Source organism: Rothia mucilaginosa (genome assembly GCF_964211445.1).
Classification (GTDB): domain Bacteria; phylum Actinomycetota; class Actinomycetes; order Actinomycetales; family Micrococcaceae; genus Rothia; species Rothia mucilaginosa_E.
This window is the reverse complement of sequence record NZ_CAXOQT010000014.1, coordinates 1-23,818: the sequence shown is the minus strand read 5'-3', so window position 1 is coordinate 23,818 and position 23,818 is coordinate 1. Positions and strand designations below refer to the sequence as shown.

Sequence of the window (23,818 nt, the reverse complement as noted above, 5' to 3'; positions counted from 1 at the left end):
CCAGTACATCTTCATCATCCAATGATGATTCCAAAATGTTATGGCATGACAAAAGGGTGGAGCCCCGGATAGTTGCTATCCGGGGCTCCACCCTTTTGCTATGCCGCGCTACCGCTCAGGGACGGCAGAATCCTGAGGCTCCTCCGAGTCGTCCGTCTCGAAGCCCACGTACAGCGCCGCCAATGAGGGGACCGTCGCCTCCAGCACCTCCTGCGCCTCCTCTGCGGTCGGGACGAGCTTCGCGCCGGTCAGCTGCAGGTACTCGCGCACCATCATGGGCTGCGCCCAGTCGAAGTGCTCACGCACGGCGGTGATGTTCGCGCCGGACTGCAGCACGTTAATACCGCGGGCAAGACCAATATCCGTCACCTTCACGATGGCGTCGGTCTCATCGGGAATGTCGTACGGGTCGCGGTTCTGCAGGTCCACGATGAACGGTAGCACGCCGCGGCTCTCCGCGCGCAGGGCGAACTTGGTGTGCACCTGGCTCACCTCGTGCACCTCACCCACACCCACGGCGGGCACCACCATGAAGCCCGCCTGCAGGTCGTTCACCGCGGCCAGGGTGTGTGCCTCCCCGAAGCCGGAGTACAGCTGCACCACCGGCACGAGGTAGCACACCTCCGCCTTGAGCGCCTTGCGAGCCTCAATGTCGATGTACTCCCAGGCGCCGCCGGTACCGTCCGTAATGTCGCCGGAGTGGTGCGCGTAAATGGCGCCCTGGCTGTTTTTCACGGTCTGCGACCAGTAGCTGATCTTGTCCATGTAGTTGCCTTCGGCATCGAACATCATCAGCGACAGGTCAATGTCCACGCCCTCATCCCAGAAGCAGAAGAGGCGAATCACGCCGGTGGGCGGCAGGTGCACCGTCGAGGTATTGTAGCGGCCCATGCCGTCCAGGGAGGGGCGGGCACTGCGGGTGTTCAGCGGCATGACCATATCGCCCACCTCGTCGGGCAGGTAGATGCTGGTCTCGGCAAGGCGACCAGACAGGCCAATCTCGACCAGGCGCTCCAGCAGGTCCAGCACCGCCGGGCTGTACTCGCGCGCCGGAATCATGGTCGCGATGCCGGTCTTGGACAGGTTCATGCGCTGCGGCGCGGCAGGCTGAGCCTTCTGGGCGGACGCCGCGCGGCGCTCCTCACGCTGACTCGTAGAGGGGTCGGAACCGACCGGAATGGAAGGTAGCGGGTTCTCCGGGCCGGAATTATCCCCGAAGAACGAACCCAGCGGGTTCGGGATGCCCGCATTCTGCATGATGTTCTGAACCCTGGCGATGCCCTCCGGGTTGCGGCGCGCGTAGTCAGCGAGCTCCCGGTCCTCCTGCGCCGCGACCGGGTTGGCGGGACGTTCCTTCGGCGGGTTCGCGAGCGCGTTGCGCTGCAGGGTCACCAGGTTACGAATCTGAACCAGGATAGGCGCGGACACGCGCGGCGCCACGGCGGCGAACGCATCAAAGATGACCTGCTGGCCGGGGCTCGGGGCGGTGTCGATGCCGTAGCGCGGCGCCTCAAAAGCGGTCAGGGCGCGCACCAGCTGGCGCGCAAACACGCCCGGACGCGTGGACAGCAGACGAGCCACGTTCTGCGCATCCCGGGTAGCGTAGGCGCGGTCCACCAGCGACTCGAAGCTGTACACCTCACCGCGGTACAGGTCGTCAGCCCAACGGCTCAGCGCGGTCAGCGAGGGGTAGTCGCCGGGGTGAACCGCCTTGACGAGGCGCTTGTACATTTCGGCACCGGGTGCGCTGTCGTAGCGGGCACCGACCGGGTCAGCCTCCAGCACCCGGTTGAGCAGGTGTGCGATGCGGGTGCGTTCGCTACGGCGTAGCTTCAGGCGCGGCGCGATGCTCAGGCTCAGGTCCCCCACCGTGCCGTTGAAACGCAGACGCGAGTATGCGGCGGCGAGGGCGAGGGCCTCCTTCATGGTGCGCAAGTGCTCAGCGTCTTCGGGGTGCAGGCAGGCGGCGATAAACACGCGGTTTTCGCGGCTGGTGTTCTCCGGGCGAGCACCCGGCAGAGCGTCATGCTGGGCGAGGAAACGGCGCAACGCCACAAGGTCGCGCTGGTCGGTCTGGTTGTACGCCTGTTGCTGACCGAGCAGCTGCTGGTAGAGGGCACCCGCCATGATTAGGGCGTTCTGAACGCCGCTGACCATCTGCAGGGGTCGGCGGTTGCGTTCCATGCTCGTGAAGTTGGCGCGGCTCATTGGCTGCTGCCACTCGTAGGGCACGTAGTTCTCGGGCAGACCACCAACGATGCGCTCGGTGCCGTCCGGGTTGTAGTACGGGTTGGAGAGGTAGTGCATGATCTGCTCGGTGTAGCGCTGCTCGTCGGTGAGCGTCAGGGCGCGCAGATCAAAGTCGCGGCGGAACACGCGGCCGGGACGGTACCCGTACTCGTAGGACCAGATGGTCAAGAACAGGGCAAATTCGTTGGCGCTGACCTTCAGCGCCTGGGCGAGGGATTCCTCGCTGAGGGTCAGGCCGCAATTGCTCAGGGCGGACACTCGCCCCAGGTCGGTGTCGAATACGCCGGCCTGGTGCCGCTCATTAATGCTCGAGTAGTTCGAACGGTAGGAGGGGCCGTACAGGTCGGTGAAGACGTACACGCCGTAGCGGCGCATCAGGATGAGGCGCACGAGGGGGCTGAGGCCTTCGGGTGCTTCGCCGTGAAGGTATGCGGATTCGTTGAGGTAGGGTGATTCCTGCAGGTAGGGGGATGCGTCGTAGGGGGTAGTCACGGGTCGTCCTTTCCGTTGGTCTCACCCGACTGTCACCGTCGGTGGTGTATCTATGTTCTTATCGTAGCGGCGTGGGCGCGGGTTGTCGTTGCGTTTGGTCATCGGTGACCTGCGGGAGGTGCGTATTCGCGAGGCAACAGGCGGTTACATGTCGCGGAGCCGGGGCGGCGCTGCGGCGCTCAGCTTATGCGGGAACGGAAGTTAAAAGAAAAATGGCGGGAAGCGAAGAATCCGACAAATATAAGAAAAAGATATTTCAGAAAGTAGGACTCTTCATGATCCGCCATTACCTATAGAGTACTCTCGCCCCGCGACGGTGGTCAAGCCGTTTCGTCACCGAAGCATACTTGGGGTTTTCCACCCGCCGGTGAGGCTCTAACTAAGGGGCAAGTGGCCTCACCGGCAGGTAGGTTTTTCAGGCTAGGACTCGCCCAATAGGGCGAGCGCGGCCTCGCGGGCGGCAAGCGCCTCCTCCGTCTTGCGGGCAGGCACCGCAGCCAGGGCACGCAAGCTCTTCGCCAGCACGGTGGATCCCTTCATTTTCGGCTCCAGCTCGGCGGGAATCTCAACCGGCGTGCCGTACAGTTCGGCAAGCTCAACCGCCAGGCGCACATAGTCGCCGCCCTTCGTCAGCTCACCGACCATCGGCAACAGCAGGCGCAGAACCTGCAGCACACGCCAACCCGCCAGAACACCGATACCCGACACCTCACGCAGGGTCGCCACCAGGCGGTTCGCAAGGACCATCCCGTCCTCCAGAGCCCACTTCAGGGTCTCTGCGAAGGTTGACGCATCCAGCAGGCCCGCCTCAAAGAGCGCCGCAATGGCCTCTGCCGCCGCCAGACGGTACTCAGGATTCTTCGCGCTCGCCACGTAGCCGAGCAGGGTGCAGGTCGGGGCGCCCACCTGCACGGTGGACTCCCTCAACGCACGCATGAGTACGGGAACGGGGGTGATGGTCTTCTCCTCAACGCACTCCGAAGCGGCGAACAAGAAGTATGCAGAGAGCAGGTCCGGGTTATTCTTTAGCAGCCAGGATGCCCACTCGGTAAGCGCCGTCATGAAGTCGCCCTGCCATCCGTATGATTCAGAAGCATTCGGCAAAAAGGTGAAGGGAATGAACGCGGTGTTCAGCACCTCGTAGGCGATGGCCTCCTCGGGGCTCATGCCAGCGGTTGCGTGGCTCAGCGCCTCGCGCGCCTCATCCACGGTATCCACGATATCGCTCTCGACCTGCCACATCGGTTCATGACGAACAAAGTCGGCGGCAACAAATTTTCCGGTGGGTTCTCCCGCTTGGCTAGCTTTACGGTATTCCTCAACCTTGCTGTCATTAAGGCCGGAATAGTAGACGCTCCAGGGGATATCCAGGGCAGAAACAGTGCGATAAGTCCAGTCGCTGTAGGTAAGCTGACGGGCAGGTAGTGGTGCGCTCAGCAGACGCACCGTGCGACCTTCTGTGTGGTACTCTCCCCCGGCGGCGACGGCACGCATCTGCTCGCGGAAGATCTTGTAGAGGTCACGGTAGCCTTCTAGCGACGTGTAGCCAGGGTCCCAGAGGTGGTGCTTATTCTGGACGACCAGGCGCACCATCTCTTCTGTAGAAATGAGCTTGCTATGGTCGCTGGAGCGCCGCCATATCAGCTGGCTACGTTCAAAACGCTGCATGATCGAAGCCATTTCGGAAATTTCCTCAGACTTGTATCCCGCGGCCTCGGCGTTAGCTTCCAACACGGCGCAGAGCGCAGGCATGTACGCGACGTTGTTGTAGCTGTAATGGTCAGCAATTTTGCGCAGGGTACGAAGCTGCTGCTGTTCCGCCGGTGCCAGCTTGTCGGTCGCGGCAAAGTGGTAGAGACGCGCCATGTTCTCACCAGCAGCGCGGGGGCTCTTCTCCCCCGCCACACGGCCGGAGGTGGTGTTCGACTCCTCAGTCAGCAGAGTGCAGAACTCGTTCAAATCCGTAATGGGGGTGAACGGCTCATGGCGCGGGGTGCCGGGCAACAGCACCGGCGGCACCTCTACGGAGGCGCCCGCCGCCTCCGCCTCTTCCGGCTGGGGTAGGCGGTCTTCGGGCAGGCAGGCTTCCGCAGCGCCGCGCAACTCCAGGGGTAGCACCTCGTAGGCTTCAAGAACACGGTCAGCAACATAGTTGGCGAGCGCCACCTGCTCGGCGGTTTGCGCCTTCTTGCGCTTGGCTTTGCTCACACCGGCGTATTGGGTGGCAATGAGCTTGAGCAGGCGCAGGGCGCCGCGCTGAATCTTCTTTTCGGTGCGGTAGAGGTTCGCGCCGAGTGCGTCGATGAGCTGTTCCAGCTCAACCTGTTCGAGGGGCTGCAGGTCGGGGGTTTTCTGCAGTGCGGCGGGTGCGCAGGCTTTGAGCACGTTCTGCAGCATGGTCTGGGCGAATCCGACGGAGGCGCTGGGCTCTGCGGTGAGTACAGCCATGAGCTGCCCGAAGCGTGCCCGGTTTTCTGCGTCGGTGGGCTGCAGGTCGGTGTAGATGGAGTGGAATGCAGCCGAGTTGAAGGCGCTGAAATCGCTGGTCAGGCCGCGTAGCAGGGCGTCCAGAATCTCGTCGCGAATGTCGAAGTATTCGCCCATGAGTCGGCACAGTTCCGCGCTTTCGCCCATGTAGTTGCCATAGCCCTTGAAGAGCACCCCTTCGGTGCGGAAAACAGCCCAAAACTCCTGGTCGAGCAGGGTCATGTCGCGGGTGAAGAAGGTTTTGAGCTGGGCGTGGTTGCTGGCGCTGTCCTTCTTCACGCAGGGCAGGGCTTCGTGCAGGAAAAGGACCAGGTATTCGGGGGCATCGCAGCTCAGGTTGCGGGCGCGAAGCAGCGTGTAGCAGGTTTCCCAAATCTTCTTCGAGCGCGCCCAAGAGTTCGACAGGCCCTCAATAAAACGCAGAATCCACTCGTCGGGGCGTTCGGTGGCGCCGAGCAGGAACGCGTCAATCAGCTGCTGATCCGGGCGCCCCTCCCAGAGCAGGGTGCGCATGGCGCGGCCGGCGGAACGGTGGTATTCCCACGGGTCACCGTCGGGGGTGCGCACGAGTGCGCCGGCAACGTAGGCGGCAAGCGGGGTGCGGTTAATGTGGTCGCTACCGATAACGCTCTTAGGGGTGAGGGTTCGGGCGAGGGAGGCGCGCTCCTCCTCGGTGGCGCCGGTGATGACGGCGTGGTATTCCTGCACGTCAGTTGATTCTGCCGCAATGAGGGCTTTGAGGGCGGCGCGGCGCTCTTCGAGGGTGCGCCCGCTGGCGCTATGTTCGCCGGGGTTATGCGGCTGGGCGGTATCAGTCATTGGTACCTGCTTTCAGAGTTGATGGTGAATGGTTGTAATAGAGTTGAACGGAGGGTTTGAACGGGTGCGGGCGGGGCGGTTAGCCCTGAACCTGGTTGAGGATAGTCCGGGCATACCGTGCCTTCTGCGAAGAACCGGTCAGCGTACCCAACCAGGCACGCAGCGGCTCATCCACCAGCTGCGCACAGGTGGCAGGGTCGAGAGTCGCCAACGCCTGGCTGAAGGCGCCCAGCAGCTTACCGAGCGAGTTCGCCCCGGTATCCAGGTGCGGTATGAGGCGCGCGAAGAAGCGCACCGCCGCCCGCGCATCCAACTGCGCGAAGTCGGTCAGGGCGAGCGCCCAACGGTTCAGCATCGCCAGCGGCACAAAGTTCACGAACCCTGCGGTGGCGTCCTCAAGGCTGAGCTGATCGTCCAGCACGCGGTGCATGATTTCCACGGCGAGGGAACGAATTTCGACGCGCTGCTCTGAGAAGCCCGCAGCGAACACGAACGCGCAGGCGGGACCCCACACGCCGGGGTGCGCCGCCAACGCCAGGTAGAGTCCGCGGTCAAAGGCGCTGTGGTCCAAGATGTACCAGTTGCTACTAGCGCAGTAGAAAGCCAGCGGTTCTGCCCGCGAGGGGTAGAGCAGGGCGTACTGTCCTTCTTCGTCGTGATGGGCGGTGGCGAGTCCGCGGAAAGCGTTCAGCTCGGGGGTGGATGCGCCGTGCATCACCCCGTTCAGCTGAAGGCCCCAGCTTTTCTCCCTCTGGGCTACCGTGATGGATTCCAGGTAGGGGTTGACGCGCCCGGTGGCGAGGGTGCCGTCGAGGGCGGAGCGGAGCACGCGAATCTGGGTAGAGGCAGAGCGCGGAGCGTCCTCCTGAGCGTTCTTCACGTATTGCTCTTCGAGGCTTCCGAGCAGGGTCAGCGCCTCAGCGCGGCGGCTCTGCGCGTCCTGCCGCTGCTCGTCGGTAGCGTATGGAGGCAACACTTCCGGCACACGCACACGCAGTAGCGCCGCCGTGAAATCATGGCGCAGGATAGTGGCTCCATCAGCAAGGTTCTTGGCGTACCGGCGCACCAGGGTATCCGGATGCACCCACCCACCGAACAGTTCAGGGGTGGCGAGCGGCGTGTAGCTCTGCCTGCTCTGCAGCACACCGAGGGCATCCTTGAATCCGGTGCTGAAGAACGCGGCGTGGCGGGAGTACATGGTGTGCAGGTTCGGTACCGTGCCGGGGTCTTCCTTCGGGGTCATCTCCGATGCCTTCGGGCGCTCACGCAGCTTCCCGGCGGCGGCAAGAACCGTCAAATGCGCGCGCATGTCGAACCATGTCAAACCCCAGTGGTTCAGCTTTTTCAGGCAGAGCGGAACAAGCTGTTCGAGCAGCTTGGGGCTCTGCGCGGTGCCTTCGGTGCTGAGCAGGTAGGCGGTGAGCAGTTCCAGCTCCAGCTCGCAGCCGGCGTGCGTTTCGGGTTGGTCTGCCTCGTTGAGAGTGTCGGGGGTGGCGCAGGGCGCAACCTGGTGGTGCAGGATTGCGCGGGCGCGTTCTTGCACGTCGGATGCGGTAACGGGGCGCACGGGGGTGTCCCAGTACCGGTGGATTGCGGTGCGGGAGGCGGCGAGCGCCTCCGCGGCGGCGGCCTCAATTTCTGCGGCATCAGTGAGGGCGGTGCTTTCCTCACCGTTCCCCTGGCTCTTCTCCGGGCTGTGCCCATCTTCAAGGAGCGGCGAGCCCTGAATCTGAGCCACAACGAGCGGATCCAGCTGGGAGCGGTAGTCGCGGTAGAGTTCGCGGGCACGCTCAGCGAACACAACAGCGTCGGCGCTCGCGTCCTCAGCGGCACCAGCCTGCACCCATTCTTCAAGGTGTTTGAGGGCGGCGGCCTGCACCTGCGCGTGGGTGTGGCTGAGCGCCATGACTACCGCATCTTCGCAGGCGGCAGCGTCGAGGGTGCCCTCCCGGTAGAGCGCCTGGAGCATGGTCAGGATTTTGAGCGCGTTTGCTTTGGTTCCGGCGCATACGGCGGGTGCCGCGTAGGCGAAGGCGGTGGCATCCAGCGCCTGCGGGTTTTTGGTCCAGAGGCGGTGAATATGCTGCACGCCGAGGGTTACGCTCGGGCCGATGGGCGAGGCGAAAAGCGTCAGAAATTCGCTCTGACGTGCCGCAATTTCTTCGGCAGTGAGTTTGAGCCCGGTGACCAGGCGTGAGAACCAGCCAACCCGGTACGCCGGAAAGTCGCTCATGAGGGAGCTCAGGAGCGCGTCAATCAGGCGGTCACGGCTAATCAGCCCGGTTTCGGAGGCTTCGATGAGGGCGCACGACCAGCCGGGGTTATTCTCCTTCTGCCCGGGCTTATAGGAGTCGCGCTGGGTGAGGGATACGTCCCGGTTACCTTCGACGGCGAGCATGCCCCAGATGAGTTCTTCACGGAGCTGTTCGTCCTCGCGCAGCAGCGGGAGAATCAGCTCGCGGTCGCAGTTAATGAGGGCGGTGTAGTATTCCTCGTTGTGTTCGAGGCGCGCCCCGCCGTAGAGCTCAGCTAGGCGCATGGCAACACTTCCGGTGAACCAGCCGAACTCTGCGTAGGCTTTAACGCGGTCCTGCGTGACGGTTCCGGGCGTGTTTTTACCGAGCTGGGAGCCGAACGGGGTGCTGATAATGTCGAAGTACTGCCAGCGGCGGTAAATCTGCTCGAGGGTGCCGCCGACCGCCAGAATGTTGGCGAGGTTGCGGTTGAAGTGCATGATGTCGCTCCAGGTTTTCTGTTGCCTGCGGAGCGGGTGGATGACTTCACCGGGAAGCGGCTCGGTGATGACCCCTTCGGGGAAGGTGCGCGTTTCGGGGCGTGCGTTCATGGTGGTCTTTCGGGTGGAAGCTGAGGCGAGCTTTCGGGGACTCGTCTTTTAGTGCGGTGCGTGGTGTGTCTAGCCGGCGGCGTGTTCGCGGTAGAGAATACTGACCGCCAGCGCGTGCTTGCAGGGACCGCGCGTACCGCGGTACTTCAACCACCAGGGGCAGGAGCAGAGGTACCCCTCCACGGCGTACGGGTCGGCGGGCAGCACCACGGTGTACGTGTTCTCGCCGCTGCGCACACTGTACTCGCCGGTGCCGTGCTCCCCCGCACTGACCCGCTCAATAGCGCCGGAGTCAGCAAGCTTTTTCGCACCGACCAGGCGCGGGTGCATGGCGGTCAGCGCCTCCGGATGCACGGGCAGCGGGCGGTGGAAATACTCGCCAGCGTGCGCGTCAAAACCAACCTGACCGGAGGAAGCCAGCAGAGCGAGAGCGTCGCGGGTTGCCGCCTCGTCCAGGCCGGCGCGGGCAGACATGACGGGCACGTCAATGCGCGGCTCGAAGGAGAGCAGCACGCTGAGCATGTCAGCGTTCTGGGCGGTGCTCGGGTTAGACAGCGCCTGCAGCACGGACCCCTCACCGGAGAAGCCGCGTGACTTTTCGGGGCTCAGACCAATGCTCAGGCGCGCGCCGGGCAGGTGCGCCACCCACACGCTGGGCACGGGCGCGTTACCGGCGGTCACGGGCTCGCTGTACGCGTCCAGGCGCTGAATGTGGCGGATGAGCGGCTCGAGCACGCGCAGACGTTCGGGGCCCGCCACGCATACGGATCCGGCGGTGGCGCGGGTGGCGAGGCGCAGGGAGCGCACGGCGCGGGTCGCCCACAGGACCGCCTTAGTGCTGGAGTTGCGCGGCAGGGAGTGGATGAAGGTTCGGGCGGCGGCAGCGTCCAGGCTGTGCACGGGACTCATACGGGATGAGAGCATCTGCGTTTCTGCAAAGCCCTTGAGCCAGCGGATCGGCAGCGGCACTTTTTCTTCCATGACGGAGCCGTCAAGGGTAGTGGTGAGCAGCCCGTCGTCGCCAACGTTCAGGTGAATGGGCTCCCCCGCCCTCAGGGAGGCGAGCGCGGCGCGCAGGGGCGGGTTGACGTCTACGTTGGTGACGCCTACGGCGCTGTGGCTGGCGTCGAGTGCGCTGGAGTCAACGTCGAGGCGCGCGTACACTCCGCAGCAGGCGCTGAACGATTCGAAGCGTAGCCCTTCGGCGGTGCTGGTGACGACGGGGTCCGCGGCGCGCAGGGCCCCGGCGAGGGAGCTGGGCGGCACGTAGAAGCGGGTGCGTGCCACCCTGGCAACGACGAGTAGTGCAGTGGCGTAGACGTCTGCCCGTTCGAGGAACCCGGAGAAAAAGTACGGGTGGGAGGCGGCGCCTTCGGGGGTGCTACCGCCGCTGGTGGCGAGGCTGAGCGCGCGGGAGTCGGCGCCGTCGATGAGGGCTGACGGGGCGGTGTACGTGTAGTCGAGGGTGTAGGCGCTCATGGCTTCCTTGCCTTTCGTATGTGGTGTATACGTCCTATCATGCCGTAAAGATTCGCGCCCCGCTACCGCTTTCGTCATTGCCGTTTGGTGCATAAAAAATCCCCGGCATTCTCGGTTGAGAAGTGCCGGGGAGAAGCTCTTGTCGCTCACCCGCGATGGGGTGGCGTGCGCTCTGTCTAGAGGCTCTAACTAAGGCTCTGGCTAGACGACAATCTGGCCGTTGAAGCGCATTGCCAGGCCGTACAGGACCACTGCGATAACCCAGATAACGATCACGGTGACGGTCAGGCGAATCAGGTTCTTCGACGCCATACCCGAGGAGTTCAGAGAGTTGGTCATACCGCCGCCGAACATGTCGGAGAGGCCGCCGCCCTGACCGCGGTTGAGCAGCACAAGCATCACTGCAATCACGCTGGTGATGGCGATGATGACCATGAGTACGTTCATGATGACGTCCATGGGGACCTTCCTTCGTTGTCTTCTGGTGGGGTGCCTGGGCTGCGGGGCGCAGACAGACGGGTTTAACTATACGCTACAGCCGCCGTCCGGTCACGTTGAAGCGGCTTTTTACGCGGCGCGGTTGCTACGGCGCTGGTATTCACTGGGGGTCAGCTGCAGTGCCGCGGGGCGGTCGGTGAGCACACGCTGGGCGGTGAGTTCGTCGCCTTCGGTGTCGTAGGCGCGCACGTACCCGCCGTCGATGAGGTAGTAGGTGAACTGCTGCGCGGCTGCCCAGTAGGCGCCTCCTTCAGCGTAGAAGCCCTGGTCTACCCAGTCACGCAGGGTGAGGGTCACGGGGATTTCCGGTGAGGAGGTGCGGCTGTAGAGCTGGTCAAGGAATGCTTCGCGGCGGCTCTCGAAGTACTGGTATTCGGGCGAAGGTTCCTGGTATTCTGCGCCGCCCACGTAGCCGATGTTGCCGCCGTCGTTGCCGGGTAGGCGCGGGGCACTCACTTTGCGGTTGCGCAGGTAGGTGTAGAGGATCATGCCGACGAGGGCTGCGATGACCAGGGAAAAACCAAAGCTGAACATGCCGTTAAGTGTACGGGGCGAACCGCGGGGTCGGCGTATTCGAGGCGGGTTTTGCGGTTAGGGGCGAACGCGCCCGCCTCCTATGCCCTGCTCTTATCCCCCGTCTCTTACACCCCGCCCCCCCGCAGCGGTTAAATGGTTCAGCGCTCGGTCGGGTGGGTACCCGGCCGAGCGCCGTAACACTATGAAACGCCGTGATGCGTCGAAGCTTTATGCGTCGAAGCGTGCGATTGCTGCGAACTCTTCAGCCTGCAGGGATGCGCCGCCGACGAGCACGCCGTCCACGTCTTCCTTACCCATGATGGAGGGTGCGGAGGAGGACTTGACGGAGCCGCCGTAGAGAACGCGGACCTTCTCTGCAACGTCTGCGGAGTAGAGCTTAGCGATTTCTGCGCGGATTGCTGCGGACATTTCCTGTGCGTCGTCTGCGGTTGCGACCTTGCCGGTGCCGATTGCCCAGACGGGCTCGTATGCGATGACGAGGGTTTCTGCCTGCTCTGCGGTCAGACCTGCGATGGAGCCGCGCAGCTGCTCGAGGGTGTACTCGACGTGGGTGCCTGCTTCGCGGATTTCGAGGGGCTCACCGACGCAGAGGACGGGGGTCAGGCCGTGCTTGTATGCTGCCTGGACCTTTGCTGCGCACAGCTCGTCGCTTTCGTGGTGGTAGGTGCGGCGCTCGGAGTGGCCGACGAGCACGAAGGTTGCGCCGAGCTTGGAGAGGAATGCGCCGGAGATTTCGCCGGTGTATGCGCCGGAGTCGTGGACGGAGAGGTCCTGGCCACCGTAGAGGATGTCCAGCTTGTCGCCCTCGACGAGGGTCTGCACGGAGCGGATGTCGGTGAAGGGCGGGAAGACGGCTACTTCGGTTGCGGAGAAGTTGAAGTTTGCGTCGTCGAGGGTCCATGCGAGCTTCTGGACGAGGGTGACTGCCTCTGCGTGGTTGAGGTTCATCTTCCAGTTGCCTGCGATGAGGGGCTTACGCGACATAGTTCGCTCCTTAGCTTTCCCGCGCGGTATGCCGTGCGGGGTTGTTGTTCGGAATTTTCCTTTTCTATTTTAGAGGGTTGGCGGCATATTTTCACCGGTTCGGCGCGGTTTTATGCTGTGCCTTGACTATTCTCACCCCGCGTTCGTTGGTTTCTTTCGGCCCTTGCCGTTTTGCGGGTTCTGTAGACATTTAAACGGATGCAGGGGAAGCCTCATATCGACTTCCCCTGCGGATGCACTTCCTCGGTTTTCTGAAAGCTACAGCTGCCCGAATCCTTGCGGGTAGATCGGCTCGTAGGTGTTGCGGTTGTTGTAGCCGTCGCGGTCAACCACAATCACCCACTGCCCACGCAGATGCTCCACAGCCAACGAGAAACGCCCCAGGTACCTCAAATATTTGTGAATATCCTGCTTCTCCCCCGTCTCCTGAACATAAAACGCGAGGTTCGTAGCCTTATTCGTGTACAGGGTGCTCACCAGGATATTTCGGCTCGTATTTTTAGCCTTTTCACCCGCAACAAGATCATCAACAACGTTGGCGCTCAGCACATTCTTGTCAGCCGAAATAACCCACCCGCGCTTCTCCCTGTACAGGCGAAGAATCTCGGGGTGCAGCACCTTTTCCGGGTCCGCGACCTTAGAAAGAGGCTCCGTATCGCCCGTGTGGTAGAAGTAATTCATCGACGCAAAGAAGTACGCCAAGAACGCGTACAGGCCAGCGCGGTCGTAGTTATCCATTCCGGGCTGCTGAATAGGGTACGGCACGTTCTGCGCCGCCTGCGCCTCAGTGGCAGGGATGAAACGGCCCTTACGCTCAAACGCCGTATAGACGAGCGGCCCGGAAGAGGTCCCCAAGCTGCGGAGCTCATCGTACTTCTCCGTGGGTTCCAGGCGCACAAACTCCTGGTCACGCTTCTTATCGGTTTGGGGTTCCGAACCCGTCCCACTGAGTAGTTTGGTACCCCAGCCAAACGCTACCGCGACGAGGGCGGCACCAGCGAACACGCCAGCCCGTATAAACTTGGCGCGAGTGATCACAGACCTCATATACGCACGTTGCTCGTTATATCCAGGTCGGTTATATCCGGGTCCACCAAAGTTATTCGTCATGCTTCTCTCCCCTCCCCTAGCTCAGGCTATTTTCTGAAATGAACTGGACGGGCCTCCACTCATTCGTGAATTGTGTGCGTAGAGTCCCGTGTATTGCGCCGTCACGGATGAGACCGCGCGTATCAAAATCGGTGATGGGGTACACCTGGTTCGTGTCTTTGCGGTACACCTGAACTTCGGGCAGGATATCGAACCGCACGTTCCATTCCACAATTTTTAGCGTCTCGTCGATGAGGCGCGGCTGCCCCTCCAGCAGGTTCATGGTCAGAATCTGGGGGTTAGGGGTAATGACCCAGCCCTTACCCTCCTCGTAGAGGTCCTGAATGGCGGGGAAGAACATTTCTTCGCTGATATTGTCCATCTTCAAAACTGCCGGTTCCGAGGCGAGAATCATGTAGTTTTGGCAGGCGTAGTAGTAGCCCAGGTAGGGGCGCAGGTTCCTCGCCGCATAGTGTCTCGGCCTGTACCTCACGCCCGGGGCGGGTGCCGAGTAGGCGGGGTGGTCCCGGTTTGCGGGTGTGTAGGGCCCAATCACGCCATCGGCAACGTACGGGTATGTTCCGGTGTAGTCTTTTTCGTCAAAGAGCGCTTGAGTGTCTATGGGCATTCTTTCCCTCCCTGGATTCAATGTTCACTAGCTACCATTTTCGCGAGCTGCCGAGGTGGTTCTGGGCTATTCGCGGGTAGCTGGGCTCCACGGCTGGGCGTCTTCGCCCGCCTGTATTTGCTTGTTTGTAGAGGTGTGTGCGCTCCCCCGCAACCGTCTTGAGATTGCAGGTTTGGAATCCTCTACATTTCCAGTCTAGTAAAGCCACTCCTCAGCCTCCCCGATACAGGCGGTGAACCCAGGGAATCCACAGCATATAGCCAGGAAACAGAGTCAACACCCTGCACGTGCAAGATGGACCGGGCATGAACGGGCATGCAGAAACCCCCGCCGGAACGGTACCGAAATACCGCCCCGACAGGGGTTTCTTACGCTATATCTCTGCGCTACTGTACGTAGTCAGATGAGGCGCCGCCCAGATTAGGCGCCCAGTGCCTCCAGGCCGGGCAGGGTCTTACCCTCAATGTACTCGAGGGAAGCGCCACCACCGGTGGAGATGTGGCCGAACTGCTCATCCTTGAAGCCCAGGTTACGGACTGCAGAAGCGGAGTCGCCACCACCAATGATGGAGAATGCGTCAGAGTCGACGATAGCCTGTGCCACCGCGCGGGTACCCTCAGCGAAGGGAGCAATCTCGAACACGCCAACGGGGCCGTTCCAGAAGATGGTCTTTGCGCCCTTGATCTTCTCAGCGAAAATCTCAGCGGTCTTGGGGCCAATGTCCAGACCCTCAGCCTCTGCGCCCAGCTTGCCGCCGGTCAGGTCCTCAATCGGGCGAATCTCGGTGTTAGCGTCAGCGGAGAATGCGTCAGCCCAGACAACATCCACTGCGGTGATGATCTCGGTGCCCTTCTCGGGAGCTTCCTTCAGGTAACGCAGAACGTTGTCGACCTGGTCCTTCTCCAGCAGCGACTGGCCAACCTCGTAGCCCTGTGCGTATGCGAAGGTGTAGCCCATGCCGCCACCAATGAGGATGGTGTCAGCCTTACCGATCAGGTTGTCAATCACGGCGAGCTTGTCGGAAACCTTAGCGCCACCCATGACCACAACGAAGGGACGCTCGGGGTCGTTCAGGGTCTTAGCCAGAACGTCAACTTCCTTCTTCACCAGGTCACCCAGGTATGCGGGCAGACGCTTAGCAACGTCGTAGACGGAAGCGTGCTTGCGGTGAACCGCGCCGAATGCGTCGTTCACGTATGCGCCGTTCTCGCCGGTCAGTGCGACCAGCTCGTCAGCGAATTCGCCGCGCTCTGCGTCGTCCTTGGAGGTCTCGCGTGCGTCGTAGCGGACGTTCTCAACAACCAGAACTTCGCCGTCAGCCAGGGCTGCTGCCTTAGCCTTTGCGTCCTCGCCTACCAGGTCGGTTGCAACCTTCACGGGCACGGACGCCAGCTCAGCCAGGCGTGCAGCTGCCGGTGCGATGGAGTACTGGGGGTCAACCTTGCCCTTGGGGCGGCCCAGGTGTGCGGTCACGATAACGCGTGCGCCAGCCTTGGCAAGCTTCTCAATGACGGGCAGGGATGCGCGGACGCGGCCGTCGTCGGTGACAACGCCGTCCTTCAGGGGTACGTTCAGGTCGGAACGGACGAGAACGTGGCGGCCTGCGACGCCTTCTTCGAGCAGTTCGGACAGTGCCTTAGCCATAGGAATTCCTCCTGGATAGGTGGGTTTATATACCGTTTCCATCATACCGAACATTAGGGTGATTGACAGCCTAAAAAATAGCTTTTATATGGTGTTTTTCCGCAGAATATCGCGGATATTCGCACTCCATAAAACCTATTTTCTTACGGTATTTTTGACTCAAAAAGAGCGACGGAAAACAGTATGTTTATACGTTTTTAGGGGTTTTATTCAAGGCCCTTACACAAGAGTCTTGGTACAGCAAACCCCGACTCCCCCGCTTAATGCGGTGGTGCCGGGGTTCACTATGCGTTAGTTACGCGGGGTGACGCTTACACTCGGTGAGCGTCGTAAGCCTATTGGGGCTTAGAGGGATGCCACAACCTTGTTGGTGAACATCACGAGGCGTGCAACGTAGCCGTACTCGTTGTCGTACCAAGCGATAACCTTCACCTGGTCGCCGATGACCTTGGTCAGCGGTGCGTCGAAGACGGTGGAGATGGGCTCACCCTCGATGTCCTTGGACACGATGGGATCCTCGTTGTACTTGATGATGCCCTTCATGGGGCCCTCAGCTGCTGCCTTGACTGCTGCGTTGACTTCCTCAACGGTGACCTCGCGCTCAGCGGTGAAGGTCAGGTCGGTGATGGAGCCGGTGATGGTGGGAACGCGGACTGCGAAGCCGTCCAGCTTACCCTTCAGCTCGGGCAGAACCAGGCCAACAGCTGCTGCTGCACCGGTGGAGGTGGGGACCATGTTCACAGCTGCTGCGCGTGCACGGCGCAGGTCGCGGTGAGGAGCATCCTGCAGACGCTGGTCAGCGGTGTATGCGTGGATGGTGGTCATCAGACCCTGCTTGATGCCGAATGCATCGTTCAGAACCTTAGCCATCGGAGCGAGGCAGTTGGTGGTGCAGGATGCGTTGGAGACGATGTGGTGGTTAGCTGCATCGTACTGGTCGTCGTTCACACCCATGACGAAGGTGCCGTCAATGTTCTTACCGGGAGCGGAGAGGATAACCTTCTTAGCGCCAGCCTCGATGTGAGCCTTTGCCTTGCTGCCTTCGGTGAAGAAACCGGTGGACTCGAGGACTACGTCAACGCCCAGGTCCTTCCAGGGGAGGTTCTGGGGGTCGCGCTCAGCGAGGATCTTGATTTCCTTGCCGTCAACAACCAGTGCGCCTTCCTTGACCTCGACCTCTGCGCCGAAGCGACCCATGATGGAGTCGTACTTGAGCAGGTGTGCCAGGGTCTCAACATCGGTGAGGTCGTTGATTGCGACGATCTCGAAGCCGACGCCCTCGGTCTGAGCTGCGCGGAAGAAGGTGCGGCCGATGCGGCCGAAGCCGTTGATTGCTACGCGTACAGTCACTGGAGTATCTCCTTGTCAGTGCGTTGGTGGCGGTGTACAAATCCGCTGCCTTGTGGGCTCTGGTTTAGTCGGATTCGTCCGTGCTCTGTAGTGCCCGGTGCTTTCCGCCGTTGTTGGTAACAATCCTACCCTAGTTTGTGTGTGTTTTGGTGTGTTCTATCGAGAAATTTTTGTGAGTTATGCCATAAAAACCGGGAAAAACCCGTTGTTTTCTGTTGGTTTGCGTTGTGTTCACCCTTAGAAAATGTTGCGATACGGTCATGGCAACATAAACACACATGAAACGCACATTTGTCGAAAACCGCGCCATATCAAGGCAAAATGTGAGGGTAAAAAATACCCTTTCACTTGCGAATGGCTTTCAAAGAGGTCCCTCGAACTCACGGGCAGTGCAAATTCTCACGCGAAAACAGACGACCCCAACGTAAGACACACCACAGCCCAAAACGGGGTAAAAACACCCCCGGCGCGCAGTTTTCGTGTCGCCCGAGGCGCGGTACTGGGAGATGCAACACGAGCGCCCAGAATAAGCGGTTAGTACACCACCAGCGCCACAGCACCCAGGCCCGAATGAGCCGACAGCACCGGCGGGAGCGCGCTCACCAAAAACTCCGGTGCCGAAGAAGCGACAGAATCATGACCCAGGGAGCTCTCCCCCAGCATCTGCTGAACCTGCTCATACAGCTGCACCGCCTGCGCCGCATTACCCACATGATGCACCGCAACCACCTCACCGCACGGGGTTGCAGTAAGAGAAGAGTTAGCGGGGTCGGCGGCGGTAGAGCTTGCGGAGGCAGAGTTGAGCGCCGCCGCATGCCGATGCTCACGGCAGGTCTGCACCGTCACCTCGACCAGGCGCTCCAGGGCGCGCGCCGCAGTGCGGGGGCGCTCCACATACGCCAGCTTGCCCTCAGTAATCGTGCCAATCGGCTTGATCTGGAACATCTGACCCACCATCGCCAACGCCGGGGACACACGACCGCCGCGGCGCAACGCATCCAGGGTCGGGATATAAAAGTAGAGCGTAGACTGCTCGCAGACGGACTGAATGTAGTCCACCAGCTGCGCGGGGCTCGGATAGTCAGAGGCTAGGCTGAAATCAGAGGATGCAGAGTTCAGTACCTCCAGGGCGCGCACCACCGCGTGACCGTAGGCGCCCGCAACCGTGCGGCTATCCACCACGCTCACGCCCTCGGAACCCAGGCGACTCAGGCGGGCACCGGTGCGTGCCGCCTCCACCGTACCCGAAAGCTCACCGGACAGGTGCACAGACACCACGTGCGTAAAACCGCGCGACGCCAGCTCGTCATACACATCAGCAAACACGCCCGGCGCGGGCCCGGAAGTGCTCACCGTCTGACCCATCACGTGCGCCAGCATAATCGCCTCATCCACCTCGGCGGCGGTCAAATCCTGCAGCTGACGGTCCGGTTGACCTGGCGTGCGAATAGTCACCGGCATCGGAACCAGCACAAAATTACCGCGAGCGCTCAGGCGCTGCACCAGCTCCGGGTCGAGGGCGGCGGCACTATCGGTCACCACGGCAATGCGGTTCTCTGCGTTATTTTCTCGCTCCATATTCCGACCCTTCTTCCGGTTCGTCAGTGCATGATTCGACGACAAACCCTCTCTAGCATTCCCTGAATATTATGGCACTCATCACTACCGCAGTACAGCAAAGCCCCGCCGCACCTCCGGCACGTTCCGTAGAACGAACCGAAGCCACAGCGGGGCTTACACATGTATCTAAGAAGCTTAGATCACGATGTTCACGAGCTTAGGCGCACGCACAATCACCTTGCGGATCTCGGCGTCACCAATCGAACGCTGAACAGCGGCATCCGCCAGAGCCAGCTCCTGAAGCTCCTGCTCGGAAATATCCTTCGCAACCTCCAGGCGAGCCTTGACCTTGCCCTTAATCTGCACGATAGCGGTGACGGTGTCATCCACCAGCAGAGCCGGGTCAACCTCGGGGAAGCCCGCGGTCAGAACCGGGGTGTCGTGGCCGAGAGCGTGCCACATGTCCTCAGCGGTGTACGGTGCGTACAGAGACAGCAGAATCGCGATGGTCTCAGCAGCCTTGCGGACAGCCGGGTCAGCCGCGCCAGCACCGGAGTCAATAGCCTTACGGGTAGCGTTCACAAGCTCCATGGTCTTAGCAACAACCACGTTGAACTTGCCGTTATCCAGCAGGCCCTGAACCTCATGCACGGTGCGAGCAATCAGCTTCTGCAGCTCCAGGTCACCGGTGGTTGCGTCAACGCCGGGTTCGCTGGTGATGTCCTGAGCCACACGCCATGCGCGTGCCAGGAACTTCTGCGAACCAGCCGGGGAAACGTCCGCCCAGTCCACGTCATCCTCGGGCGGGGACGCGAAAATCATGGTGGTGCGGATAGCGTCCACACCGAACTTGTCGAGCTGCTCGCCCAGGTTCACGCCGTTACCCAGCGACTTGGACATCGCCTTACCGCCGTTGAGCACCTGACCCTGGTTCATGAGCGCCTTGAACGGCTCATCGTGCTTGATCAGGCCCAGGTCGCGAACAACCTTGGTGAAGAAGCGTGCGTACAGCAGGTGCAAAATAGCGTGCTCCACACCGCCAACGTACATGTCGACGGCACCCCACTCGCTCATAGCCTGCGGGTCGAAAGGAGCCTTATCGTAGTTCGGGGAAACGTAACGCAGGAAGTACCAGGAGGAATCCACGAAGGTGTCCATGGTGTCCGAGTCACGGCGAGCCTGCTTGCCACACTCGGGGCAAGGCACAATCGCCCAGTCATCGGCAGCGGCAAGAGGCGACTGACCCTTAGGAGCCAGCTGCTCACCGCGCAGGTTATCGGGCAGCAGCACCGGCAGCTGATCCTCAGGAACCAGAACCTCGCCACAATCCTCACAGTGAATCACGGGGATGGGGGTACCCCAGAAACGCTGACGGGACAGCAGCCAGTCACGCAGACGGTAAATGACCTTACCCTCACCGGTGCCGGCAGCCTCAACCAGCTCAATAGCCTTAGCGAGCGCCTCAGCCTTCGGCAGGCCGGTCAGCTCACCGGAGTTGATGAGCACGCCGTCACCAGATGCGGCAACACCGCTGGTAGCCGGGTCCTCAGCGCCCTCAACGTCCAGGACCTTCACGATGGGCAGGTCGAACTTCAGGGCGAACTCAAGGTCGCGCTGGTCGTGCGCGGGCACAGCCATAATCGCGCCGGTACCGTAGTCGGCGAGCACGTAGTCAGAAGCCCAGACGGGCAGCTTCGCGCCGGTCAGCGGGTTGACTGCGTAGCGGCCGGTGAACACGCCGGTCTTCTCGCGGTCGGAAGACTGGCGGTCAATATCGCTCAGTGCCTTAATGTCTTCGCGGTACTGCTCCAGGGCAGCCTTGTGCTCGGGTGCCACAATCTGCTCGGCGAACGCCGCATCCGCAGCAACCACGATGAAGGTCGCACCGTACAGGGTGTCCGGGCGGGTGGTGAACACGGTGAAGGACTCAGCGGACTGATCCTCGGTCGCCTCAATCTCGAAGCGAACCTCAGCACCCTCGGAGCGGCCAATCCAGTTGCGCTGCATGAGCAGCACACGGTCGGGCCACTTGCCCTCCAGCTGCTCCATATCGTCCAGCAGCTGCTGTGCGTAGTCAGTGATCTTGAAGTACCACTGGTTCAGCGACTTCTTAGTCACGGTAGTACCGCAACGCTCACACGCACCGTTCACAACCTGCTCGTTCGCAAGCACGGTCTGGTCCTTGGGGCACCAGTTGACCATGGAGTCCTTACGGTACGCCAGGCCCTTCTTGTAGAACTGCTCGAACAGCCACTGAGTCCACTTGTAGTACTCCGGGTCCGAAGTGTGCAGGCGGCGGCTCCAGTCAGCGGCAATAGCGTAACGCTTGAAGGACTCAGCCTGAGTCTCAATGTTCTTGTACGTCCACTCCTTGGGGTGAGTGTCGTTCTTAATGGCTGCGTTCTCAGCGGGCAGGCCGAAGGAGTCCCAGCCAATCGGGTGCAGAACATCGTAGCCGCACTGCTTGAAGTAGCGGGCGTTCATGTCACCAATAGCGAATGCCTCCGCGTGACCCATGTGAAGGTCACCGGAGGGGTACGGGAACATATCCAGCACATACTTGCGGCCCTTGGGGGCGTCACCGGTGGGCTGGAAAACCTTCGTTTCGTCCCAGTAGGGGCGCCACTTGGCTTCCATAGCGCGGAAGTCGTACGCATTTTCGTTGCGTTCGGTCTCTACCTGAGCAGACACAGCCATTCCTTAAATAAAGACAGATTGATAAAAACTTAACCCTCCAAGTGTAACGCGAAACCCGCACCGCGCCAGAGTTGAGGCCGCCCCGACTACCAAATGGACGGCACCACCCACCCAGCCACCGATGCGGGAGGCGGGTTTCAGAGCCCTTTCAGGCTTCTCCCCTAGAATTAAGAACGGGACTTTGCCGTCCCCAGTACCCAACCTGCGAAAGGTACCCATGACCTCCACCGTTACCCCGGACTCCCCCAACACCTCAATTCTTGAGGGTGTACCCGGACCGCTCATTCCCGGCACCCGCCACGATGCCCTCATCGGTGACGGCGCGCAGGCGGTCATGACCCGCTACTGGCAGTACGGCAAAGGCATGAACGACGGTGTCTTTCCCGAAGGCTCCTACCCCGTACTGCTCGTGCATGGTTTCCGCGGCGACCACCATGGCCTCGAAATCATCGCGAACTACCTGCTGAAGCTTATTCCGAACGTCAGCATCATCAGCCCCGACCTGCCCGGCTTCGGCCGCTCCGCAGACCTGCCCGAAGGCACTCAGGGCAAAAACACTCGGGATAAAAATGCTCAGGGCGAAGACAACATCAACGCGTACGTGGCGTGGCTGAACGACTTCGTGGAACACATCAACCCCGCCCGCGAGGATGCACAGCGTCTGCCGCTGCACGTGGTTGGCCACTCTTTCGGCTCCATCGTCACCAGCGCCTTCGCCGCCGCACGTCCGAACTCGCTCGCACTGCTCTCGCTTATCAACCCCATCAGCGAACCCGCGCTCGAAGGCAGCCAGCGCGTCGCCTCGCGCCTCGCCTCCCTCTACTACCGCGCCGGCGCGGCACTACCCGAAAAAATCGGCTACCCGCTCCTGCGCTCGCAGTTGATTACCCGCGCCTCCAGCGAAGTCATGATGCGCACCAAAGACAAGGCAATGCGCCGCTTCATCAACGGCCAGCACGCCGCCTACTTCGGCTCCTTCGGCTCCCGCCGCGGAGTGCTCAGCGCCTACGAAGCGTCCATTACGCACACCGCCGCCGAATACGCCGCCGCCATCCGGGTGCCGGTGCAGATGCTCGTCGCCGAAGACGACGACCTGGGCACCCCCGAAACCGCCCGCGCCATGTATGCGACGCTCACCTCCCGCGACTTGCCCGCTTCTTCGACCGGCGCCCGCGAGCGCCTGGAGATGATCCCCGAAGTCGGGCACCTCATCCACTACGAAACCCCTCGCCGCGCCGCGGAACTCATCGCCGATTTCGCCGCCGGCCACTCAGGGAACGAGAAGTAAGGAACCAACATGAAACTCATGGTTGACGCCCGATACACCCGTATCGGCTTCCACGACGGCATCAGCCGCTACACCGCCTCCCTGCTGGGCGCGCTCAAAACCCTCATCGACACCGGTGACGAAGCCGCCACCGACCTCGACCTGACCATGATCATTAGCGACGAACGTCAGCTGGACATGCTGCCCGACCTGCCGCACGTGAAGATCTGCTCGCCCACCGGCCCGCTCGAACCGACCGCCTCGCTGCAGCTGAATAAGTATGCTCCGGACGTGGTGTTCTCCCCCATGCAGACCATCGGCTCCACCGGACGCAAGTTCAAGCTGATTCTCACCCTGCACGACCTGATCTACTACTCGCACCCGACCCCGCCCGGGTTCCTGCCCGCACCGGTGCGCGTGGGCTGGCGACTCTTCCACAAGACCTACACCCCGCAACGTTTCCTGCTCAACCACGGCGACGCGGTGGTGACGGTTTCTGAGTCGACTGCCTCGCTGATTCGTGAGCACGAGCTGACCACCAAGCCGCTGTTCGTGGTGCCCAATGCCCCGCAGCCCGGCAGCGTCGTCTCCCGCCAGACTGCGCTGGAACGCGCCACCACCCGCGAAGAGCAGCCCGTCAAGCACCTGGTGTACATGGGTTCGTTCATGCCGTACAAGAACGTGGAAACTCTGCTGCTGGCGATGCGTTCCCTGCCGGATTACCGCCTGCACCTGCTGTCGAAGATGCCGCCCCAACGCCTGGTGCAGCTCACCGACGAACGCCTCATCGGTGAGAACGTGGAGGTGCACAACGGCGTGAGCGACGAGGAATACCAGCAGCTGCTCCGCCAGGCGCACGCCCTGGTCACTGCCTCCCGCGAGGAGGGTTACGGCCTGCCCGTGGTTGAGGCTCAGGCTGCCGGTTGCCCCGCGGTGATTAGTGACATCCCGATTTTCCGTGAGATCGCGCCGCACGCCGTGTTCGCGCCGGTTGACGGTGCCCCGGAGGCGCACGCCGCCGACTGGGTGAAGGCTATCCGCGCGCTGGAGGACACCGCCGTTCGCGAGCGCGTCATCATTGACGGTCTGTCGGATGTGCGCCGCTACTCGTGGCGCGACTCAGCGTTCAAGCTACTGGAGGTCGTGCGCGGGCTCTAAAGCGTGCGCGGCTTATACGACGCGGCGCTAAATT

Annotated in this window: 15 protein-coding genes; 2 read left to right on the top strand and 13 right to left on the bottom strand. The window is 61.8% G+C overall.

Annotated elements, in window-relative coordinates:
• Positions 1–108 precede the first annotated feature (108 nt).
• The 13 genes from AB8E48_RS04840 to leuS form a co-directional block, all read right to left on the bottom strand.
• Positions 109–2,742 carry a hypothetical protein gene (locus AB8E48_RS04840; RefSeq protein ID WP_368885944.1) on the bottom strand — a complete coding sequence of 878 codons (2,634 nt, stop codon included), beginning with the start codon at positions 2,740–2,742 and terminating at the stop codon, positions 109–111.
• 420 nt (positions 2,743–3,162) lie between these two features.
• The gene (locus AB8E48_RS04835; protein WP_368885943.1) at positions 3,163–6,048 is read right to left on the bottom strand and encodes an endonuclease; all 2,886 of its coding nucleotides are present in this window, start codon (positions 6,046–6,048) and stop codon (positions 3,163–3,165) included.
• A 79-nt stretch (positions 6,049–6,127) separates the two neighbouring features.
• Entirely contained in the window at positions 6,128–8,893 is a 2,766-nt protein-coding gene (locus AB8E48_RS04830; RefSeq protein WP_368885942.1) for a DUF6493 family protein, read from the bottom strand.
• Positions 8,894–8,962: 69 nt separating this feature from the next.
• Complete coding sequence (locus AB8E48_RS04825) at positions 8,963–10,372, bottom strand: SWIM zinc finger family protein (protein WP_368885941.1); 1,410 nt, start codon at positions 10,370–10,372, stop codon at positions 8,963–8,965.
• Between the two features lie 201 nt (positions 10,373–10,573).
• A complete protein-coding gene (secG, locus tag AB8E48_RS04820; RefSeq protein WP_005506130.1) occupies positions 10,574–10,831 on the bottom strand; it encodes a preprotein translocase subunit SecG in 258 nt (85 codons plus the stop codon).
• Between the two features lie 108 nt (positions 10,832–10,939).
• A complete protein-coding gene (locus AB8E48_RS04815) occupies positions 10,940–11,404 on the bottom strand; it encodes a hypothetical protein (RefSeq protein ID WP_368885940.1) in 465 nt (154 codons plus the stop codon).
• 210 nt (positions 11,405–11,614) lie between these two features.
• On the bottom strand, positions 11,615–12,391 hold the full coding sequence (gene tpiA / locus AB8E48_RS04810; RefSeq protein WP_200963071.1) for a triose-phosphate isomerase: 777 nt from the start codon (positions 12,389–12,391) through the stop codon (positions 11,615–11,617).
• A 258-nt stretch (positions 12,392–12,649) separates the two neighbouring features.
• Positions 12,650–13,438 carry a DUF6318 family protein gene (locus AB8E48_RS04805; RefSeq protein ID WP_368885939.1) on the bottom strand — a complete coding sequence of 263 codons (789 nt, stop codon included), beginning with the start codon at positions 13,436–13,438 and terminating at the stop codon, positions 12,650–12,652.
• Positions 13,439–13,517: 79 nt separating this feature from the next.
• A complete protein-coding gene (locus AB8E48_RS04800; RefSeq protein ID WP_368885938.1) occupies positions 13,518–14,108 on the bottom strand; it encodes a DUF6318 family protein in 591 nt (196 codons plus the stop codon).
• Positions 14,109–14,528: 420 nt separating this feature from the next.
• On the bottom strand, positions 14,529–15,752 hold the full coding sequence (locus tag AB8E48_RS04795; protein WP_070830725.1) for a phosphoglycerate kinase: 1,224 nt from the start codon (positions 15,750–15,752) through the stop codon (positions 14,529–14,531).
• A 345-nt stretch (positions 15,753–16,097) separates the two neighbouring features.
• Positions 16,098–17,102: a type I glyceraldehyde-3-phosphate dehydrogenase gene (gene gap, locus AB8E48_RS04790; RefSeq protein WP_313988055.1), complete on the bottom strand. Its 1,005-nt coding sequence runs from the start codon at positions 17,100–17,102 to the stop codon at positions 16,098–16,100.
• Positions 17,103–17,636: 534 nt separating this feature from the next.
• Entirely contained in the window at positions 17,637–18,680 is a 1,044-nt protein-coding gene (locus AB8E48_RS04785; protein ID WP_368885937.1) for a DegV family protein, read from the bottom strand.
• Between the two features lie 177 nt (positions 18,681–18,857).
• Positions 18,858–21,359, bottom strand: coding sequence for a leucine--tRNA ligase (leuS, locus tag AB8E48_RS04780; protein ID WP_368885936.1), 2,502 nt, complete (start codon positions 21,357–21,359; stop codon positions 18,858–18,860).
• A 217-nt stretch (positions 21,360–21,576) separates the two neighbouring features.
• Here leuS and AB8E48_RS04775 point away from each other — a divergent pair, with 217 nt between their 5' ends.
• The gene (locus AB8E48_RS04775; RefSeq protein ID WP_368885935.1) at positions 21,577–22,647 is read left to right on the top strand and encodes an alpha/beta fold hydrolase; all 1,071 of its coding nucleotides are present in this window, start codon (positions 21,577–21,579) and stop codon (positions 22,645–22,647) included.
• A gap of 9 nt (positions 22,648–22,656) precedes the next feature.
• Entirely contained in the window at positions 22,657–23,784 is a 1,128-nt protein-coding gene (locus AB8E48_RS04770) for a glycosyltransferase family 4 protein (protein ID WP_368885934.1), read from the top strand.
• The last annotated feature ends 34 nt before the right edge of the window (positions 23,785–23,818 follow it).

Coding starts and splice junctions, on each gene's coding strand:
- AB8E48_RS04835 (WP_368885943.1), bottom strand. CDS start 6,048: ATGACTGATACCGCCCAGCCGCATAACCCCGGCGAACATAGCGCCAGC.
- AB8E48_RS04830 (WP_368885942.1), bottom strand. CDS start 8,893: ATGAACGCACGCCCCGAAACGCGCACCTTCCCCGAAGGGGTCATCACC.
- AB8E48_RS04825 (WP_368885941.1), bottom strand. CDS start 10,372: ATGAGCGCCTACACCCTCGACTACACGTACACCGCCCCGTCAGCCCTC.
- secG (WP_005506130.1), bottom strand. CDS start 10,831: ATGGACGTCATCATGAACGTACTCATGGTCATCATCGCCATCACCAGC.
- AB8E48_RS04815 (WP_368885940.1), bottom strand. CDS start 11,404: ATGTTCAGCTTTGGTTTTTCCCTGGTCATCGCAGCCCTCGTCGGCATG.
- tpiA (WP_200963071.1), bottom strand. CDS start 12,391: ATGTCGCGTAAGCCCCTCATCGCAGGCAACTGGAAGATGAACCTCAAC.
- AB8E48_RS04805 (WP_368885939.1), bottom strand. CDS start 13,438: ATGAGGTCTGTGATCACTCGCGCCAAGTTTATACGGGCTGGCGTGTTC.
- AB8E48_RS04800 (WP_368885938.1), bottom strand. CDS start 14,108: ATGCCCATAGACACTCAAGCGCTCTTTGACGAAAAAGACTACACCGGA.
- AB8E48_RS04795 (WP_070830725.1), bottom strand. CDS start 15,752: ATGGCTAAGGCACTGTCCGAACTGCTCGAAGAAGGCGTCGCAGGCCGC.
- AB8E48_RS04785 (WP_368885937.1), bottom strand. CDS start 18,680: ATGGAGCGAGAAAATAACGCAGAGAACCGCATTGCCGTGGTGACCGAT.
- leuS (WP_368885936.1), bottom strand. CDS start 21,359: ATGGCTGTGTCTGCTCAGGTAGAGACCGAACGCAACGAAAATGCGTAC.
- AB8E48_RS04775 (WP_368885935.1), top strand. CDS start 21,577: ATGACCTCCACCGTTACCCCGGACTCCCCCAACACCTCAATTCTTGAG.
- AB8E48_RS04770 (WP_368885934.1), top strand. CDS start 22,657: ATGAAACTCATGGTTGACGCCCGATACACCCGTATCGGCTTCCACGAC.